The organism is Luteimonas sp. Soil_C_16, assembly GCF_057657295.1.
In genome coordinates this window covers 65,877-80,028 of sequence record NZ_JBDGIS010000009.1, presented here as the reverse complement: position 1 = coordinate 80,028, position 14,152 = coordinate 65,877, and the positions used below count along the sequence as shown (strand labels likewise).

Below are 14,152 nucleotides of genomic sequence, written 5' to 3'. Positions count from 1 at the left end.
TCGGAAGTTTCTGGTTCCCCGGGCCCCGGCGGACGCGTATGCTGAATAGGTCGCATGGATGCTGCCCTTTCGGTTGAAGAAGCGATCCCTGCATGCGTCATCCCGCGTTACCCCGTCCCCCGTATCACGTCGCCATCCTCCGTTACCGCCGCAATGGCGAGGACGCGGCCGGTTACAACGAAGCGCTGCGCGACATGGTCGAAATGGCGCAGCTGCAGCCCGGCTTTCTCGGCATGGAGTCGGTCGACGACGCGAGCGGCGACGGCGTCACGCTGAGCTACTGGACCGACGAGGCCTCGATCCGCGCCTGGCGCGCGCAGGACGGTCAGGGCGTGATCCGCGAGAAGGACCGGCGCGGCTGGTACACCGAGTACGCCCTGCAGATCGCGCGCGTCGAACGTGCCTACGCGTGGTCGCGCGACGCAGCCGGCGACGAGGCGGAAGACGTGGACGCGCCCGGGGCCGTGTTCCCGGTCTGACGGTCCGGGGCACCGTCGCCTGCGTTATCGTGGGCGGCCCTTCCAGACCGGCGCGTCGCGCTGGCCCACGGTGTTGATCTTGAACGACGTCCTGCAGCGCATCCTGGCGCGCAAACACGAAGAAGTCGCGGCACGTCGTGCCGCATTGCCGCTGGCCGACATCGCCGCACGCGCCGCTGCGGCGGCGCCGGTGCGCGGCTTCGCCGCCGCGATCGAAGCGAAGATCGCCGCCGGCCAGGCCGCGGTGATCGCCGAGGTCAAGAAGGCCAGCCCCTCGCAGGGCGTGATCCGCGCCGACTTCCAGCCGGCCGAGATCGCGCGCAGTTACGCGGCCGGCGGCGCAGCCTGCCTGTCGGTGCTGACCGACATCGATTTCTTCCAGGGCGCCGACGACTACCTCGTGCAGGCGCGCGCAGCCTGCGCGTTGCCGGTGCTGCGCAAGGACTTCATCGTCGATCCCTGGCAGGTCTATGAGGCGCGCGCACTCGGCGCGGACTGCGTGCTGCTGATCGTCGCCGCGCTCGACGACCGTCAGCTGGTCGAGATCGCCGAACTGGCGATGTCGATCGATCTCGACGTGCTGGTCGAAGTGCACGACATCGACGAACTCGAGCGCGCGCTGCAGGTGCCGGCGCCGCTGCTGGGCATCAACAACCGCAGCCTGCGTTCGTTCGAAGTCTCGCTCGACACCACGCTGGAACTGCGCAGCGCAGTGCCGCGCGACCGTCGTCTGGTCACCGAAAGCGGCATCCACACCGCCGCCGATGTCGCGCGCATGCGCGCGGCCGGGATCGACGCGTTCCTGGTCGGCGAGGCCTTCATGCGCGAGCCCGATCCGGGCACCGCGCTGCGCACGCTGTTCGCGATGCCGGGCGCGCCCACGACGACGGACAGCCGTCCGGTCGCCGACATCTCGGCGATCGCGATCGCCGCCGCGACGACGCCGGCACCGGTCGAGACGGACACCGCCGGTGCGGACACCGGCACGCCGGTCGTCGCCCAGCTGCTCAAGGACACCGCCGCGAACGACACCGTGCGCACCGTGGTCTTCGATTTCGACCACACGCTCTACGACGGCGACTCGGGCACCCATCTGTTCCGCTGGCTGATCACCCGCAGCGTCTGGCGCACCGCGCTGGCGTGTCTGGCCGCGCCGGTGCTCGGGCCGATGATCGCGTCCCTGCCGACGCGTCGTTACGGCATTTCCGGATTCGTGTGGATCGGCACCGTCGGCCTGCACAGCCGCGGCGTGCTGGACCGGCTCATCGATCGCTACGTCGCCGACAACGCCGCGCAGATCAAACCCAAGCTGCTGCCGATCGCGCTCGACGTGCTGCACGCGCATCGCGCCGCCGGCGACAACGTGGTCATCGCCACCGGCGCGCCGCCGGAACTCGCCCGCGCCATTCTCGCGTTCGTCGCGCACGAATCCGTGCCGGTGATCGGCACCGCGGTCGGCCCGAAGTTCGGCGCGGTCGTCGCCACGCGCCACTGCCACGCCGAGGAGAAGATGCGCATGCTGCGCGAGCGCGGCTACGGCGCGATCGACATCGCGTATTCGGATTCCTCCGCCGACCTGCCGCTGCTCAAGGCCGCGAAGGCGCCGGTGGTGGTGAATCCGAAGGCGGCCAACGTCGACATGTTCCGCCGCGCCCTGCCGCCGGGCACGCCGGTGCTCAACTGGGGCTGCGCCGACCGCGGCGGCGATCCGATCGCTACGCCCGCGGTCTGAAGTCTCAGGCCAGCAGCGTGCGGCCGATCTGGTAGAGGCTGATCGCCATCACCAGCAGACCTACCGCGAGCAGCACCCAGCGCTCGCGGACGTGCTTGACGAACAGCGCGGCCAGCGGCGCGGCGATCATGCCGCCGACCAGCAGCCCGAGGATCACGTCGAGGTGCTGCAGGCCCATCGTCAGGAAAAAGGTCACCGAGATCGACACGGTGACCAGGAACTCGGCCGCGTTGACGGTGCCGATCGTCGTGCGCGCTGTACCGCCGCGGGCGAGCAGGGTGGATGTGGCCACCGGGCCCCAGCCGCCACCGCCGGTGGCATCGAGCAGGCCGGCGAAGAAGCCCAGCAGCGGCACCCGGCGCACTTCGCGCTTGGGCATCAGCCGGCCGGCCGCGCGCAGCAGGATCACGATCGACAGGATCAGCAGGTAGGCGTAGATGAAAGGCCGGATCACGTCGCCGGGCAGTTGCGTCAGCACGTAGGCACCGATCGCGCCGCCGATCATGCCCGGCAGGGCGAGCCGCAGGAACAGCCGTTTGTCGACGTTGCGCATCGCCAGATGCGAAGCGCCCGAGGCGCCGGTCGTGAACACTTCGGCGGTGTGCACGCTGGCACTGACCGCCGCCGGCGGCACGCCCATGCTCAGCAGCACCGAGGACGACACCAGCCCGAAGGCCATGCCCAGCGCGCCGTCGATCAGCTGCGCGGCGAGTCCGACGAGCACGAAGAACAGGAATTGGTCGCCGAGTTCCATGGCGCAGACTCCGGAAGGTCAGGACAGTCTGCAAGGACGGCGTGACCGGGACGTGTGTCCCGTCAGGCGTCGCCGAGCCGCTTGATGAAACGCAGGGTGCCGTCGGAGAAGCCGCAGGCCTTGTAGAACGCATGCGCGTCGGCGCGCTGCGAACCGCTGACCAGCTCCAGCCGCGCCGCGCCGGCGAAACGCGCGCGGCGATCGGCTTCTTTGAGCAGCTCGCGGCCCAGGCCCTTGCCCTGCGAATCGCTGGTGACGACCAGCGCGGTGATGCGGCAGGTCGTCGAGCCGAGCGGCAGGTAATACATGAAATCGAGCGCGATCAGGCCGCAGACCCGGCCGCCGCTGCGCGCGACCACCAGGGCCTGGCGGTCGTTGTCGGTGATCAGGCGGATGCGGTCGCGGGCTTCGCGCTCTGTGCAGGGATAGCCCATCTCCGACAGCAGCGCAGCCACGTCGTCTGCATCGATCACCGACGCACTGCGCAGGTCGGCGTCGGGCAGGTCGCCCCGCGGGCCGAAATGTCCGAGGCTCATGCCGGTGTTCCTAGCGCGTGCCGAACAGCACGATGGTCTTGCCGCGGGCGGTCAGCTTGTTCTCCGCCTGCAGCTTCTTGAGCACGCGTCCGGCCATCTCGCGCGAGCAGCCGACCAGCCGCGCCAGCTCCTGCCGCGAGATCCGCAGCTGGGTGCCCTGCGGATGGCTCATCGCCTCCGGCTCGCGGGTCAGGTCGTGCAGGGTGCGGATGATGCGGTCGGTGACGTCGAGGAACGCCAGACGACCGGCCTTGCGGCTGGTGTCGAGCAGACGCCGCGAGAGCTGCGCGCCGATCGCGTACATGATCGAGGTCGCGTCATTGGCCAGCACGCCGTCGAACAGCTGGTACAGGCGCTCGTAGCTGATCTCGGCCAGTTCGCACTGCGTGCGCGTGCGCAGGATGACCTCGCGCACGTCGGACTCGATGAACAGGCCCATCTCGCCGACGAGCTCGCCGGTACCGAAGTAGCCGAGGATCAGCTCGCGACCGTCGTCTTCCTCGGTGATGATGCTGACCGAGCCGCTGACGACGTAGTACAGCGTGCCGGCCGGATCACCGGGACGGAACACTTCGCTGCGCGGCGGGTAGCGGCGGCGGTGGCAATGGGCGAGAAAGCGCTCGATGGCGGCCGGCGTGGGCGCCATCGGGTGCGGTGGGCGGGGGGCGTGAGGATTGATCAGGGCCACAGGTGTTGGTGTCATGGGCTTCGGATCGGGGGAATGCCGCAGAGTAGGCGCTCCGGCTGCCCGGGGCAAACCCGCGTGATCGGCAAGGTCGCGGCTTACGGGTGCTTTGCCGCATAATCGTCGTTTCGCCCAACCCCCGAGGGTCGACCGCTGTGGTCAAACCGCTCCCGCGCCTGAAGCTCCAGGGTTTCAACAACCTGACCAAGGCCCTGTCGTTCAACATCTACGACGTGTGCTACGCCGCGTCGGAAGACGAGCGTCAGCGCTACATCGCGTACATCGACGAGGTGTACAACGCCGACAGGCTGACCCAGATCCTGACCGATGTCGCCGAGATCATCGGCGCGAACATCCTCAACGTCGCGCGCCAGGATTACGACCCGCAGGGCGCGTCGGTCACCATCCTCATTTCCGAGGAGCCGGTGGTGGACCGCAAGGACGCGAAGGGCGTGATCTCCGACGCCGTCGTCGCGCACCTCGACAAGTCGCACATCACGGTGCACACGTATCCGGAGACCCATCCGGACAACGGCATCGCGACGTTCCGCGCCGACATCGACGTCGCCACCTGCGGCGTGATCTCGCCGCTGAAGGCGTTGAACTATCTGATCGAGAGCCTCGAGTCGGACATCGTGGTGATGGACTACCGCGTGCGCGGCTTCACCCGCGACGTGAAGGGCCGCAAGCACTACATCGACCACAAGATCAATTCGATCCAGGATTACCTGGCGAAGAACATCAAGTCGCGTTACGACGCGCTCGATGTGAACGTCTACCAGGAAAACATCTTCCACACGAAGATGCACCTGAAGGAATTCGATCTCGACCAGTACCTGTTCGAAGAGAAGGCCCGCAATCTCTCGTTCAAGGAGCGCATGAAGATCGAAGCGCGCCTGCGCCGCGAGATCGAAGAGCTCTATCACGGTCGCAACCTGATCGACTGACCGGCGCACGCTGCCGGTCGACGCAAAAAGGCCCCGCATGACGGGGCCGTTTTACGTCCGTGAGGACTCGAGCCCTCACGTCTTCCGCCCTGATGCCCTGACGGCGCTACAGCCTGTACGCCACCGCTTTCATCAGGCTCGAGGCGGTCGCCATCAGTGACGGCACCGGCCATGGCAGCACGCGCGCGCCGGCCTGCTCGGCGTGTTCGGCGTGGCGCGCCTCGTCTTCCTTCATCTGCTTGAGGATCTCGCGGCTGCGCTGGTCGGCTTCGGGCAAGGTCTGCAGATGCGCGTCGAGGTGCGCCTCGACCTGACGTTCGGTCTCCACGACGAAGCCGAGATTCCAGCCGTCGCCGCGCAGACCGGCCACGACGCCGAGCGCGTAACTGCCGCCGTACCACAGCGGGTTGAACAGGCTGGGGCGGCTGTCGAGCTCGCGCAGCCGCTGCGCGCACCAGGCCAGGTGATCGGTTTCCTCCTGCGCGGCGTCGAGCAGATGCGCGCGCGTCCCGGCCTCGCGTGCGACCGCGGCCTGGCCGAAGTACAGGCCCTGCGCGCAGATCTCGCCCACGTGGTTGATCCGCATCAGGCCGGCGGCATGCCGACGCTCCGCGTCGTTGAGCACGACATCGGGCGTCTCGACGGCGGGGTTGGGGCGGGTGGCCGGCGGATTGCCGAACACCGTGTCGAGCGCGCGCTGGGTCTCGACCAGCAAGTGGTCGACGGGATTTAAACGGGGCCGGGGGAGGGCCATCGGGTCGGATTCCTGCAGCGCGGCAGGTGGCCGCGTCGCGTACCATTCTCGGCCCTCGTTCCATGCCGCGCCAGCGTCCGGCGTCGCGACGCCCCGCCAGCTTGCGTGGCGAAGGGCGGGCGGCTATCATTCCGCTTCTGTGTTGCACGCTCTACAACGCGAGGCGACGTTCCGCCGGCCACCGGCGCAACCAGCCCGACCAGTCACCCACCGAGTATTTCCATGAAGACCTTTATTGCCAAGAACGAGACCGTCCAGCGCGACTGGTATCTCGTCGATGCATCCGGCAAGACCTTGGGCCGCCTGAGCGCGGAAATCGCCCACCGTCTGCGCGGCAAGCACAAGCCCGTCTACACCCCGCACGTCGACACCGGCGACTACATCATCGTGGTCAACGCCGAGAAGATCGCCGTGACCGGCAAGAAGATGACGGACAAGCTCTACCACCGTTTCACGGGCTACATCGGCAACCTGAAGACCGAGACCCTGGGCCAGGCGCTCGAGCGCCACCCGGAGCGCGTGATCGAGATCGCCGTCAAGGGCATGCTGCCGAAGAACACCCTCGGCCGCGCCATGTACCGCAAGCTCAAGGTCTACAAGGGTGCCGAGCACCCGCACGCCGCACAGCAGCCGCAGCCCCTGGAACTCTGATCATGGCAATTACCCAGAATTACGGCACCGGCCGTCGCAAGTCCTCCGTCGCCCGCGTGTTCCTGCGCAAGGGCAGCGGCAAGATCACCGTCAACGACCGTCCGCTCGACGAGTTCTTCGGCCGCGAGACCGCGCGCATGATCGTGCGCCAGCCGCTCGAGCTGACCCAGAACACCGAGACGTTCGACATCCTGGTGACCACCACCGGTGGCGGCACGACCGGCCAGGCCGGTGCGATCCGCCTCGGCATCTCGCGTGCGCTGGTCGAATACGACGAGACGCTGAAGGTCGAGCTGCGCAAGGCGGGCTTCATGACCCGTGACGCACGCGAAGTCGAGCGCAAGAAGGTCGGCCTGCACAAGGCACGTCGCGCCACGCAGTTCTCGAAGCGCTGATCGTGCGTTGCCGGATCCGCGCGACTGCGTGGATCCGGCGTCGCCGAAGCTTGCGGAGCACCGCGGTTTCGGCGTTACAATATGTTCATAGCCCCGTCGCCAAGCGGTAAGGCACCTGACTCTGACTCAGGCATTCGGAGGTTCGAATCCTTCCGGGGCTGCCACATCGAAAACGAAAAAGCCCGCCGAAAGGTGGGCTTTTTTGTGCCCGTTGTCTTCGGCGAGTGCGCTGCAGGCCATGGCGTTGCAGCCTCGAGTTTCGCGTCCGGCGTCTTTGCGTCTGTTCACGCGTGTCGATTGCATTCACGACGTGCCGTTCGCAGGACGACTGCATTCCACGTCTGCGCACGGCGACACGATGCACGCGCATCGATGCGGCTCTAGAATTCCGCGATGAACGCGTTCCCGCCGCCGTATACCGCTCCTGCCGCCGTCGTCGACGCCCTGCGCGTGCATGGCTGCGCGGTGCTCGCACCCTCGACGCTCGCATCGCTCTGCAATGTGCGCATCGATGCGCTCGAGGCGTGGCGCGCGGGCTGGGACGATCTGCCGCCCGATGCCTATCTCAAGGATGGCGGCCGTTATCGCCGGCGTCGGCACGGGTGCTTCGTGCAACACGGCGACACGCTCGCGCAGGTCGCGCATCGCGCGCACTGGCAGTCCGAGGATTACAACGCCCTGCACGGCGGCATGCATCGCTGGTTCGAGCCGCTGGCACCGGGGCTCGCGGCCGATCCAACCTGGACACGGCTCGTCGCCGGACTCGGCCGCGTGTTCGCGCAGGTGCGCGACGACGGCGACTGGCACGTCGAAGCGCACCAGTTCCGCATCGACACCACCGACGGCATCGGCCGGCCCACCCCCGAAGGTGCGCACCGGGATGGCGTGGATTTCGTCGCGGTGCTGCTGGTCGGGCGCAGTGGCATCAAGGGCGGCGAGACGCGCGTGTTCGAGGCCGACGGCCCGGCCGGGCAGCGCTTCACCCTGACCGAACCGTGGGCGGTGCTGCTGCTCGACGACCATCGCGTGATCCACGAATCCACGCCGATCCAGCCGGCAGACGGCACCGGTCATCGCGACACGCTGGTGCTGACCTATCGCGCCGGCGCCTTCCAGGGCGAGGACTGAGCGTCGCCGCGCGCGAGTTCGTTACAATCGCAACAGATAGCCGACGCCAACCGGAGTTGCCATGAAGCTGGGTTCTTTGAAGGAGGGCGGCCGCGACGGCACCCTGATCGTCGTGTCGCGCGACCTGGGCCGCGCCGTGCGCGCCACCGGCATCGCCGCGACGCTGCAGCAGGCGCTCGACGACTGGTCGAACGCCGCGCCGCGCCTCAACGCGCTGTCCGAATCGCTCGATGCCGGCGACGCCGACGGCGTGTTCGATCTCGACGTCGCGCGCCTCGCCGCGCCGCTGCCGCGCGCCTACGAGTTCGTCGACGGCAGCGCCTATCTGCCGCATGTCGAGCGCGTGCGCCGCGCGCGTGGCGCCGAAGTGCCGGAGAGCTTCTACACCGATCCATTGATGTACCAGGCGACCAGCGCCGGTTTCTATGGCCCGCGCGACACCGTCAAGGTGACCAGCGAAGACCACGGCATTGATCTCGAGGCCGAGATCGTCGTGATCACCGACGACGTGCCGATGGCGGTGACGCCCGAGCAGGCCGCCGGCCACATCCAGTTGATCGGTCTGGTCAACGATGTCTCTCTGCGCAATCTGATTCCCGGCGAGCTCGCGAAGGGCTTCGGCTTCCTGCAGGCCAAGCCGCGCTCGGCGCTGAGCCCGGTGTTCGTGACCCCGGACGAGCTGGGCGACGCCTGGCGGGACAGCAAGCTGCACCTGCCGCTGCTCACGCACATCAACGGCGCATGGTTCGGCGCACCGGAAGCCGGCGTCGACATGCAGTTCGATTTCTCGCAACTGGTCGCGCACGCGGCGAAGACGCGCCCGCTGGTCGCCGGCACGATCGTCGGTTCGGGCACGATCGCGAACGCGGACACGTCGAAGGGCGCGTCGTGCTTCGCCGAGAAGCGCACCGTCGAGACGCTGGAGCAGGGCGCACCGAAGACGCCGTTCATGACGTTCGGCGACACCGTGCGCATCGAAATGCTCGACGCCGACGGCGTGAGCATCTTCGGCGCGATCGAACAGGTGATCGAACGCCAGGCGCTGCCGGCGTAACACCGATGACGGCCGCGCTGACGCTGCACACCTACTGGCGCTCCAGCGCGGCCTACCGCGTGCGCATCGCCCTGCATCTCAAGGGGCTGGCGTTCGACAGCGTGCCGGTGCATCTGGTGCAGGGCGGCGGCGAACAGCGCCTGCCGGCGTTCGCCGCGCGCAATCCGCAGCGGCTGGTGCCGACGCTGCAGCACGGCGACGCGGTGCTGACCCAGTCGCTGGCGATCATCGAATATCTCGACGAGACGTTTCCGGGCGTGCCGCTGCTGCCGTGCGACGCGCTTCCGCGTCAACGCGCTCGCGCGCTCGCGCAGGTGATCGCCTGCGACATCCATCCGCTCGGCAACCTGCGCGTGCTGCAGTACCTCGAACACGAATTGCAGCTGCCGGCGGATGCGCGCACGCGCTGGGTCGCGCGCTGGGTGCGCGATGGACTGGACGCGTTCGAGGCCCTGCTGCTGCAGCACGGTGCCGGCGATTTCTGCGTCAGCGATGCGCCGACGATCGCCGATTGCGCGCTGGTGCCGCAGCTCTACAACGCACGACGCTTCGGCATCGATCTGGCGCCGTATCCGGCGATCCGCCGGATCGAGGCGGCCTGCGTCGCGCTGCCGGCCTTCGAGGCGGCAGCGCCGGAACGACAGGCGGACGCGCCGCCCGCCTGATCGCGTCAGTGGTCGGTGCCGAACACGTCCGCGTAGGGGTCGTGGCTGCCGGAGCCGCCTTCGGACAACCGGAACTTGAGGTCCAGACCGTCGCGCGAGTCGGCGGCACGCAGTGCGGTCTCGCGATCGATCCGGCCTTCCTTGTGCAGTCGGAACAGGCACTGGTCGAAAGTTTCGACACCATCCTCCAGTGAGTCTTCCATCGCCTGCTTGATCTCGTGCACCTGGCCGCGGCGCAGCAGGTCGCGGATCATCGGCGTGTTGAGCAGGACCTCCGTCGCCGGCAGGCGGCGGCCGTCGTTGCCGGCCACCAGACGCTGCGACACCACCGCGCGCAGGTTCAGTGCGAGGTTCATCAGCACGTTCTTGTGCGCGGCCTCGGGGAAGAAGTTGAGGATGCGCTCGATCGTCTGGTCGGCGTTGTTGGAGTGCAGCGTCGCCAGACAGATGTGGCCGGTCTCGGCGAACGAGATCGCCGCCTCCATCGTCGTCGCGTCCAGGATCTCGCCGATCAGGATGACATCCGGCGCCTCGCGCATCGCGTTCTTGAGCGCGTTATGGAAGGTCAGCGTGTCCAGCCCGACCTCGCGCTGGTTGACCAGCGATTTCTTGTGCCGGTGCAGGTACTCGATCGGATCCTCGATGGTGAGGATGTGGCCCGAGGTGCTGGCGTTGCGGTGGTCGATCATCGAGGCCAGCGTGGTCGATTTGCCCGAGCCGGTGGAGCCGACGATCAGCACCAGCCCGCGCGGCGCCATGATGATGTCCTTGAGCACCTGCGGCAGCTGCAGCTCCTCGATGCTCGGAATGTTGCTGCGGATCGCACGGATGACCATGCCCGCCTCGCCGCGCTGCTTGAACACGTTGACGCGGAAGCGCCCGGCGTCCTGCAGCGAGTAGGCCATGTTGAGCTCGAAGTCGCGCTCGAACTGCTGGATCTGGCTCTCGTCCATCAGCGAGTACGCGATCTTGCGGACCATGCCCGGCGGCAGGCCCGTGCTGCCCAGCGGGTAGAGCTTGCCTTCGACCTTGATGTACACCGGCGCGCCGGTGCTCAGGAACATGTCGGACGCATTTTTCTCGGTCATCAGCTTCAGGAAGTAGCCGATATCCATGTACGAACTCCCCCACGTGCTGCCGGTCTGCGTTGCGCATCCGGCTGCGGCTGACCACAATGATCCGGATCAAGCGTCCGGGCACGATTCCTCGATGAACACAAGCTTCGCATACATCCGTCCAATGCTGCAGGGCCTCGCGCTCGCAGGTGTGCTGGCGCTGGCCGGTTGCGCGAGTACGCCGCCGCCGACCGAGGAACTCGCCGCCGCGCAGCTGTCGATCGCCCGCGCCGGTGACGCCGATGCCGACCAGTACGCGCCCACTGACATCACCCAGGCGCGGCGTGCGCTGTCGCAGGCGCAGGCCGCGATGGGCATGGACCGCGCCGACGAGGCACGCACGCTGGCGCTGTCGGCCAGCGCGCTCGCCGACCTCGCGCACGCCCGTGCCCGTCAGGCGGAAACCGAATCCGAACTGTCCGCACGCCGGGCGGAAATCACCAACCTGCGCCAGCGGCTGCGGGTGGAGGAATGAGCACGATGCGATCGATGACGCCCTACGCATTGGCCCTCGCACTGCTGGTGCCGTTCGCCGCCAGTGCCCAGTCCGCGCCGGAAGGCGAGGCCGCGCTTCTGCAACAGCGACTGCAGGCGATCGACAGCAATCCCGACACGGCCGGTACGGCCGCCTATGAACGCCTGCAGGCGCGTCAGTCCCTGGCGGCGCTGGGCACGGTCCGCAGCAGCCAGCGGGCCGCGGCCCTGCAGATTGCCCAGTGGCGCGTGGAGACGGCCGAACTGGCCGCGCGCACCGAGGCCACGCGTCGCGAACTGACCCAGCTCGAGCGCGAGCGCAGTGCGCTGATCGTCGAAGCCAGCCGCGCGGACGCCGTGCGTGCCCGCCAGGAAGCCGAGCGCTTGCGCATCCAGGCCCAGATCCAGGCCGAGGAAGCCGCGCGCCTGCGTCTGGCAGCCGAGGAAGAGACCACCGCCCGTCAGCAGGCCGAGACCGTGCTGCAGGGCGTGGCCACCGGCGAGGCCGCCAAGCTGCGCGCGGCCCGCCAGCGCGACGCGGAACTGCGTCGGCGCGAGGCCGAGCTGCTCAAGAGTCTCGAGCAGCCCTGAGCGACGCGGGCCGGGGTCTACCGGCCTGCCTACGCACTGCGCGCCAACGCGCGGCAGTGCGCCGTCCGACGAATGGTTGTTAGTTTTTCGTCAGACTGAATCCAATTGAAATCAATTACTTGCGCCGATTTCCGGCTGCGCGCCGCGTCGTGGCGCGGTTCTCGGGTGGGCAAGCTGGAAGCGTTTTCGCGTCTGACCGGGCGCCGCGTACGCAAACGGGTTTTTCGCCCTTGTGGGCCTCCGGTCCGAGGAGTAGGGTCGGTTGTCCGGGTGGCACCGATTCCTTCCGCCATCCGGTCACTGAGCCAGGCCGATGACCGAGATGATCCCCCACGAGGTTCCCGTATTCCGTCCACAGGACGGCCACGGCGACCTGATCGGATCGTCCGCCCCACGTTCCTGGATGCAGCCCACGTAGCGCCCCGCCCGTCGCCGGTCGGGGCGTTCGTATTTCCAGTCAGGAGGATTCCATGTTCGAAGCGCAATCGCAGACCGAACTCGAAGAGATCATGAAAGGAAACGTCGAGTTCCGGCAGCTCTACTACCGGCACAAGGAGCTGGACAAGAAGGTGCTGAACGCAGAGCTCGGCGTGTTCGCCGTCGATGAGACCACGCTGTCGCAGATGAAGCGCGAGAAGCTCGCGGCAAAGGATCGCCTGACCCAGATGTACGACCAGATGCAGAAACACTAGGTTCGTCTGTCGCGGGCGGTGGTGGCCATCCTCGTCGGTTGCCATCGCCCGCGAATGTTGTCCGCGGATGCGATAATCGCGATCTGTCTCGCTGCAACCCGGACCTGCAATGCCGATCGCCGACTCCGTTCTCGACCTGATCGCCGACACGCCCATCGTGCGTGCGCGCCGCCTCGACGCGGGCCCCTGCGAACTCTATTTCAAGCTCGAGAGCCAGAATCCGGGCGGCTCCATCAAGGACCGCATCGGCCTGCGCATGATCGAGGCCGCCGAAGCACGCGGCGACATCGCGCCTGGCGCGACGCTCGTGGAAGGCACCGCCGGCAATACCGGCATCGGCCTGGCACTGGTGGCCCAGCAGAAGGGCTACAAGCTGATTCTCGTGGTTCCGGACAAGATGAGCCGGGAGAAGATCTTCAATCTCAAGGCGATGGGCGCCGAGGTCGTGTTGACCCGCTCCGACGTCGCCAAGGGCCACCCCGAGTACTACCAGGATCTCGCCGAGCGCATCGCGCGCGAGACCCCGGGCGCCTACTTCATCAACCAGTTCGGCAATCCCGACAACCCGGCCGCGCACGAGCACGGCACCGGGCCGGAGATCCTCCGTCAGATGAGTGAAGTGGGCGGGCTGGACGCGATCGTCTTCGGCTGTGGCAGCTCGGGCACGATGACCGGCCTGTCGCGCTGCTTCGCCAAGGACGCGCCCGACGTGGAGCTGGTGCTGGCCGATCCGGTCGGCTCGATCCTCGCCGAGTACATCAACGACGGCGTGCTCAACGACAAGTCGGGCAGCTGGATGGTCGAGGGCATCGGCGAGGACTTCCTGCCGGGCATCTCCGATTTCTCGCGGGTCAAGCAGGCCTACGCCATCAGCGACCAGGAAAGCTTCCTCGCCGCGCGCGAACTGCTGCGCACCGAGGGCATCCTCGGCGGTTCGTCGACCGGCACGTTGCTGGCCGCCGCGCTCAAGTACTGCCGCGCGCAGACCACGCCGAAGAAGGTGCTGGTGTTCGTCTGCGACACCGGCAACAAGTACCTGAGCAAGCTCTACAACGACTACTGGATGCTCGACAACGGCTTCCTGGAGCGTGAGCAGCACGGCGACCTGCGCGACCTGATCCTGCGCCCGTACTCGCGTCGCGACACGGTGGTCCTGCAGCCGACCGACCTGCTGGTCACGGCCTACCAGCGCATGAAGCTCTACGAAATCTCGCAGCTGCCGGTCATGGACGGCGACCGCATCGTCGGCATCCTCGACGAGAGCGACGTGCTGCTGCATGTCTACGGCGACGAAGCCCGCTTCCGCGAGCCGGTGTCGTCGGCGATGGTCAGCAAGCTCGACTTCCTCGACGTCAAATCTCCGGTCGAAGCCCTGTTGCCGGTGTTCGACCGCGGCCAGGTCGCGATCGTCACCGACGGCGACAGATTCCTCGGTCTGATCACCCGGATCGACCTGCTGAACTACCTGCGCCGCCGCGTGCAGTGACGCCCTCGCGTTGA

Annotated in this window: 17 protein-coding genes, 1 tRNA gene and 1 pseudogene; 14 read left to right on the top strand and 5 right to left on the bottom strand. The window is 67.6% G+C overall.

Annotation, left to right across the window (positions count from 1 at the left end; genetic code table 11):
• The first annotated feature begins 92 nt into the window (after positions 1-92).
• The 3 genes and pseudogenes from AC3A5T_RS15705 to AC3A5T_RS15695 all read left to right on the top strand — a co-directional run bounded on the left by AC3A5T_RS15705 (position 93) and on the right by AC3A5T_RS15695 (position 2,211).
• A complete protein-coding gene (locus AC3A5T_RS15705; protein WP_487629347.1) occupies positions 93-479 on the top strand; it encodes an antibiotic biosynthesis monooxygenase family protein in 387 nt (128 codons plus the stop codon).
• 79 nt (positions 480-558) lie between these two features.
• Positions 559-1,341, top strand: a pseudogene (gene trpC / locus AC3A5T_RS15700) (indole-3-glycerol phosphate synthase TrpC); the annotation flags it as partial.
• Positions 1,342-1,482: 141 nt separating this feature from the next.
• On the top strand, positions 1,483-2,211 hold the full coding sequence (locus tag AC3A5T_RS15695; RefSeq protein WP_332078731.1) for a haloacid dehalogenase-like hydrolase: 729 nt from the start codon (positions 1,483-1,485) through the stop codon (positions 2,209-2,211).
• Positions 2,212-2,215: 4 nt separating this feature from the next.
• Here AC3A5T_RS15695 and AC3A5T_RS15690 read toward each other — a convergent pair whose 3' ends face one another.
• The 3 genes from AC3A5T_RS15690 to crp form a co-directional block, all read right to left on the bottom strand.
• Positions 2,216-2,965: a sulfite exporter TauE/SafE family protein gene (locus AC3A5T_RS15690; protein ID WP_332078233.1), complete on the bottom strand. Its 750-nt coding sequence runs from the start codon at positions 2,963-2,965 to the stop codon at positions 2,216-2,218.
• 62 nt (positions 2,966-3,027) lie between these two features.
• The gene (locus tag AC3A5T_RS15685; protein ID WP_232137971.1) at positions 3,028-3,501 is read right to left on the bottom strand and encodes a GNAT family N-acetyltransferase; all 474 of its coding nucleotides are present in this window, start codon (positions 3,499-3,501) and stop codon (positions 3,028-3,030) included.
• 10 nt (positions 3,502-3,511) lie between these two features.
• Positions 3,512-4,147: a cAMP-activated global transcriptional regulator CRP gene (gene crp, locus AC3A5T_RS15680; RefSeq protein WP_332078732.1), complete on the bottom strand. Its 636-nt coding sequence runs from the start codon at positions 4,145-4,147 to the stop codon at positions 3,512-3,514.
• Positions 4,148-4,341: 194 nt separating this feature from the next.
• Between crp and speD the strand changes: the two genes are divergently transcribed.
• Complete coding sequence (gene speD, locus AC3A5T_RS15675; protein ID WP_232137969.1) at positions 4,342-5,133, top strand: adenosylmethionine decarboxylase; 792 nt, start codon at positions 4,342-4,344, stop codon at positions 5,131-5,133.
• A 106-nt stretch (positions 5,134-5,239) separates the two neighbouring features.
• Here the strand turns inward: speD and coq7 are convergent, their stop codons facing one another.
• A complete protein-coding gene (gene coq7, locus AC3A5T_RS15670; protein WP_487629346.1) occupies positions 5,240-5,887 on the bottom strand; it encodes a 2-polyprenyl-3-methyl-6-methoxy-1,4-benzoquinone monooxygenase in 648 nt (215 codons plus the stop codon).
• A 222-nt stretch (positions 5,888-6,109) separates the two neighbouring features.
• On the opposite strand from coq7, the gene rplM reads away from it, so the two are divergent.
• The 6 genes from rplM to maiA all read left to right on the top strand — a co-directional run bounded on the left by rplM (position 6,110) and on the right by maiA (position 9,780).
• Positions 6,110-6,538: a 50S ribosomal protein L13 gene (gene rplM / locus AC3A5T_RS15665; RefSeq protein WP_159677749.1), complete on the top strand. Its 429-nt coding sequence runs from the start codon at positions 6,110-6,112 to the stop codon at positions 6,536-6,538.
• A 2-nt stretch (positions 6,539-6,540) separates the two neighbouring features.
• Positions 6,541-6,933 (top strand): 30S ribosomal protein S9, encoded by a 393-nt coding sequence (gene rpsI, locus AC3A5T_RS15660; RefSeq protein ID WP_332078235.1) that lies wholly within the window; start codon positions 6,541-6,543, stop codon positions 6,931-6,933.
• 89 nt (positions 6,934-7,022) lie between these two features.
• Positions 7,023-7,097: transfer RNA gene (locus tag AC3A5T_RS15655), tRNA-Gln, on the top strand.
• A 229-nt stretch (positions 7,098-7,326) separates the two neighbouring features.
• Positions 7,327-8,061 (top strand): 2OG-Fe dioxygenase family protein, encoded by a 735-nt coding sequence (locus AC3A5T_RS15650; RefSeq protein ID WP_487629345.1) that lies wholly within the window; start codon positions 7,327-7,329, stop codon positions 8,059-8,061.
• 61 nt (positions 8,062-8,122) lie between these two features.
• The gene (locus tag AC3A5T_RS15645; RefSeq protein ID WP_487629344.1) at positions 8,123-9,115 is read left to right on the top strand and encodes a fumarylacetoacetate hydrolase family protein; all 993 of its coding nucleotides are present in this window, start codon (positions 8,123-8,125) and stop codon (positions 9,113-9,115) included.
• A 5-nt stretch (positions 9,116-9,120) separates the two neighbouring features.
• Entirely contained in the window at positions 9,121-9,780 is a 660-nt protein-coding gene (gene maiA, locus AC3A5T_RS15640; protein ID WP_487629343.1) for a maleylacetoacetate isomerase, read from the top strand.
• 5 nt (positions 9,781-9,785) lie between these two features.
• Here maiA and AC3A5T_RS15635 read toward each other — a convergent pair whose 3' ends face one another.
• A complete protein-coding gene (locus AC3A5T_RS15635; RefSeq protein ID WP_332078239.1) occupies positions 9,786-10,895 on the bottom strand; it encodes a PilT/PilU family type 4a pilus ATPase in 1,110 nt (369 codons plus the stop codon).
• Between the two features lie 94 nt (positions 10,896-10,989).
• On the opposite strand from AC3A5T_RS15635, the gene AC3A5T_RS15630 reads away from it, so the two are divergent.
• The 4 genes from AC3A5T_RS15630 to AC3A5T_RS15615 all read left to right on the top strand — a co-directional run bounded on the left by AC3A5T_RS15630 (position 10,990) and on the right by AC3A5T_RS15615 (position 14,138).
• Entirely contained in the window at positions 10,990-11,370 is a 381-nt protein-coding gene (locus tag AC3A5T_RS15630) for a DUF4398 domain-containing protein (protein WP_332078240.1), read from the top strand.
• The gene (locus tag AC3A5T_RS15625) at positions 11,367-11,960 is read left to right on the top strand and encodes a hypothetical protein (protein ID WP_487629342.1); all 594 of its coding nucleotides are present in this window, start codon (positions 11,367-11,369) and stop codon (positions 11,958-11,960) included. Before AC3A5T_RS15630 ends, AC3A5T_RS15625 begins: the two co-directional genes overlap by 4 nt.
• 470 nt (positions 11,961-12,430) lie before the next feature.
• Complete coding sequence (locus tag AC3A5T_RS15620; protein ID WP_055246405.1) at positions 12,431-12,652, top strand: HP1242/YdcH family protein; 222 nt, start codon at positions 12,431-12,433, stop codon at positions 12,650-12,652.
• Positions 12,653-12,761: 109 nt separating this feature from the next.
• Positions 12,762-14,138: a pyridoxal-phosphate dependent enzyme gene (locus AC3A5T_RS15615; RefSeq protein WP_487629341.1), complete on the top strand. Its 1,377-nt coding sequence runs from the start codon at positions 12,762-12,764 to the stop codon at positions 14,136-14,138.
• The last annotated feature ends 14 nt before the right edge of the window (positions 14,139-14,152 follow it).